Here is a 3,824-nt window from a genome sequence, read left to right on the forward strand (position 1 = left end):
CCACCGTGTTGGGCAGGTAGAAAAACACCAGCACGCCGAGCACGATCGACGGCAACGCTTCAATTCCAAACAGCCACTGCCATCCTTGCCAGCCGTGCATGCCGTCGAAGAAGGTCAGGATCCAGCCTGACAACGGCCCACCGATCAGGCTCGACAATGGCAGCCCCATCATGAAGAGCGCGATGATCTTGCTGCGGCGTGCGTCAGGAAACCAGTTCGTCAGATACAGCAGCACGCCCGGCAGGAAGCCGGCTTCCGCTACGCCCAACATGAAGCGAAGGATATAAAACTGGCCCGGCGTTTTGACGAACATCGTGAGCCCGGAAAGAATGCCCCACGTGACCATGATCCGCGCGATCCAGAGCTTTGCCCCCACCTTCTGCAGGATCAGATTGCTGGGCACTTCGAACAGGATATAGCCGACAAAAAAGAGGCCTGCACCCAAGCCGTAGACGGTGTCGCTGAAGTGAAGTGCATCGAGCATCTGCAGCTTCGCCAGGCCCACGTTCACGCGGTCCAGGTAGGCTGAAAAATAGCAAAGACAGAAGAACGGAATCAGTCGCCAGGTGAGTTTCCTGTACAGCTCGCGTTCTGCCTGTGCGTCGGTGTGCAGCGTGCCGCGCAAAGTGTCTATGGATGGGGTCGACAAAGTCGTGTCTCCTGGAAAATCAGTGGTCGCGTTATCTGCAAATGAGCTGCAAAGTTACGAAACCAAAATCAGGAAAGCAAGAATTTTATGAGAAAAATTCTATACAAATCAATGACTTATAAGTTTAGTGTGGACGTGATGAAGCGTCCCGCGGGCTGAACCCGGAGGACGCTGGAGCGTTAAACGAAGCGATTAAAAGCGAATAATTGAGTGATCAGGCCTGACGTTTTTCGATACTCGAAAGCGCTTCATCTAGCGTCATTACAGCGGCGTATTTCTGTTGCATGTCGAAGAGATTTGCATCGTGCGGACCGATCGCCCGGTCGCCGACGCAATCGGATACAACCAGCGGACGGAAACCATGCGACATCGCGTCAACCACGCTTGCGCGCACGCATCCGCTCGTGACTGCACCTGCCACAATCAACGTCTGCACCGCACGCTGCGATAACCACGGCGCGAGTTGCGTGCCGAAGAACGCGGACGGCACCGTCTTTCGCACGACCAGCTCGCCCGGCGCGGGCTTCAACTCAGGCACGATCGCGCTGTTCGGGTGGTCTTCGGTGAGTGTCGCCATGCCCGGCACTTTCAGCGAAAACACGTTGTCGTCGCTGCCGTCGGCGGCATACACAATACGGCTATGCGCAACCGGCCAGCCATGCCGGCGCGCGGCGGCCAGCAGATGCACCGTGCGCTCAATTGCTGGTGCAATGTTGCCGCCGCCGAAGGTCTTGGGGTCTGCGAAGCCGACCACGAAGTCGACAATCAGCAAGCCGATATTGCCTTGCACCGGCAACGGCGTGCCGAATCCCTGCTGTTTGTACACGCCCGATTCGGCGTGGCTCTGGATGTCGCTCATTCAGATTGCTCCAAGGGGTCAGGTTCTATCGGTCCATTACCACGCCATCGCGGACCACGGCGTCGCCGTCGAGCATCACGTCGCAATGACGTAGCGGGATGTCGATGTGACACGTAGTCGTGCGTTTGCCGCCGGCTTCGTTGTTCGGTCCAAGCGAAAACAGGAAGTTGCCTTCGAACGCGCGGGCATCCATGCCGATGGTCGCCTCGCGGTCGTACAGGCCAAGCGTCGACCAGCGCGCACGAGGCTGCAAACCCCAGCCGATATGCGAGATTGCGTAGCCTTCGGGATCGTTGAACGAGGCCATGTAGTCGCTTAGCAAGGCTGCATCCACGCCGCCATCGATACGCGTGGCGTAACCGTTTTCCACGGTCAGCGTGATCGGATCGTTCACGTATTTTTTCTGCGGCAGCAGGATGTCGCCGCGATCGATCACGATCTGACCGCTCGCTTGACCCTCGTTCGGGAACGTCAGCACAAAACCGCTTGGCCAGTGATCCCAACGACCGGGCTCATCGACGAAACCGTACTCGGAGATAGCGGGAAACTCGCCCAGCGGACACACGAGTTCCGTGCCCGCTTTTGACTTGACGCGCATTTCGCGCGACGCCTTGATCCGCTCGGCCGCTGCCCGTACGCGTGTGCGATCGGCTTCGGTCGGCACGAGGCGCGCGAGCACTTCGGGCGGTTCGACCGCGAGCAGGATCTTCGTGCCGGTCGCGAGGATCTCGTGCTGCTCAGGCGAGAACAGCAAGGTCATCAGGTCGAGCACGAGATCGCTTGCCTTCAACGCGGCGATAGCGGCCAGGTTGCCGGTAAGAGGCGTGGTGCCGAGATACGCGAGCGAGTCGCGGCTCAGGGCTTTTTCGCCGTTCACCGGGAGCAGGTCCAGCCGGTTGACGATCGCGCCCATCGACTGCGTGGCGATCAGTGCGCTTGAAAGCGTTTGCGGATGCGTGGACGCGCTGGTGAGGATAGTGACGGTCTGGCCGGCCTGCAGCTTCGACAACGTCAGAACCTGCTTCCACGCGGCAATCATTTCGTAATCGCTGATTGGCATGTTGACTCCTGAAGAATGAGTGTCAGTGTCGGCTCGTCTTGCGTTGAATCTAGACGAGCTTGGCGCCGAGGAAATCGCCGAAGGCTTCATAGAAGCCGGCTTCGTTATCCCACGGAATCATGTGGCCGGCATCCGGCACCCGGGTATGCAGCAGTCCGGGGCAAAGCGTCTGCATTTCCTGAACGTCTTCGTCGAGTACCACGTCACCGCGTGCGGCCGTGATCAACAGCGTAGGTACGCGAAGCAGCGGCAGGTCGGCGTGGATGTCGTCGGTGTGAAAGCCTTCGAAGCTGGCCAGCATCGCGCGCTCGTCGCAGGTGTGCAGCCATTGCGCGCGCACACGCAGTTGGTCCTCGGTCCAGGTGGGGCAGAAGGCGCGCATGCCTTCCGCATCGATGCCGGCGCGGGCCAGGCGGATCGAGTCCACGTACCACGGCAGCTTGGCCGGGTAGGCGCGGCGACCGGGGCCGGACACTGGCGGGTCGACCATCACCAGGCGCGCCATGGCCGGGCCGGCCGAGCGTGCTGCGCGAACGCCGATGCGGCCGCCCATCGAGTGGCCGACGACGCTGTAGCGCGCAAGGCCCAGCGCGCCAGCCAGCGCCACAACGTCGGCAGCCTGAGCGTCGAGGCTGTAGTCAAGCGTGTCAGATGCCTCGGACAGCCCGCGCCCGCGCACGTCCAGCACATAGGTGTCGAACTGGTGACCGAAGCGTTCGCCAACGAAAGCCCAGGTCGCCGCGGGGCTTGTGATGCCCGGCACGATGATCACCGGGTCGCGCGATGCACGTGCTCCATCACGGCCACCAAAGCACAGGTAGTGCTGGCGAATGCCGTTGGCACGCACGTGCGCGCCGTACAGGTAGTTGCTCATCGTCGCGCGTTCCTCAGTACGCACCCGACAGCAGCGCACCGGCACCCGGCACCACGCGGTCGAGCTTGAGCGACTTCAACATGGCATAGGTGGTGGCGATCGCCGCCGTCAGCACCGGCTTGCCGGTCATCGCCTCGACCTGCGCGACTGCCGGCAGCGAAGGCATCTGCACGCAGGCGGACAGCACGATCACGTCGGCGTCCTTGTAGTTCATCTGCGCGACTATGTCGGGCAGCCGCGCCGGGTCGTGGCGTCCGACGTCCAGGTTGTCGGGGATCTCCAGCGCGCGCCAATCCAGCACCTCGTAGCCCTCGTGGCGGATGTAGTCGACGACCAGTTCGGTGAGCGGACGCATGTAGGGTGCGACGATGACGATGCGCTT

At 61.5% G+C, this 3,824-nt stretch carries 4 protein-coding genes and 1 pseudogene; all 5 read right to left on the bottom strand.

Going from position 1 to position 3,824, the window contains the following annotated elements; translation table 11 throughout:
* A partial coding sequence (locus JWR14_RS23060; protein ID WP_299712482.1) for an MFS transporter occupies positions 1–634 on the bottom strand: 634 nt, incomplete at its 3' end.
* A gap of 229 nt (positions 635–863) precedes the next feature.
* Positions 864–1,508 (bottom strand): N-carbamoylsarcosine amidohydrolase, encoded by a 645-nt coding sequence (locus tag JWR14_RS23065; protein ID WP_299712474.1) that lies wholly within the window; start codon positions 1,506–1,508, stop codon positions 864–866.
* 25 nt (positions 1,509–1,533) lie between these two features.
* On the bottom strand, positions 1,534–2,568 hold the full coding sequence (locus JWR14_RS23070) for a 2,5-dihydroxypyridine 5,6-dioxygenase (RefSeq protein WP_299712477.1): 1,035 nt from the start codon (positions 2,566–2,568) through the stop codon (positions 1,534–1,536).
* Between the two features lie 49 nt (positions 2,569–2,617).
* Entirely contained in the window at positions 2,618–3,442 is an 825-nt protein-coding gene (locus tag JWR14_RS23075) for an alpha/beta hydrolase (protein ID WP_299712479.1), read from the bottom strand.
* A 13-nt stretch (positions 3,443–3,455) separates the two neighbouring features.
* Positions 3,456–3,824, bottom strand: a pseudogene (locus tag JWR14_RS23080) (Asp/Glu racemase); the annotation flags it as partial.

It is taken from the genome of Caballeronia sp. (assembly GCF_028292365.1).
Classification (GTDB): domain Bacteria; phylum Pseudomonadota; class Gammaproteobacteria; order Burkholderiales; family Burkholderiaceae; genus Caballeronia.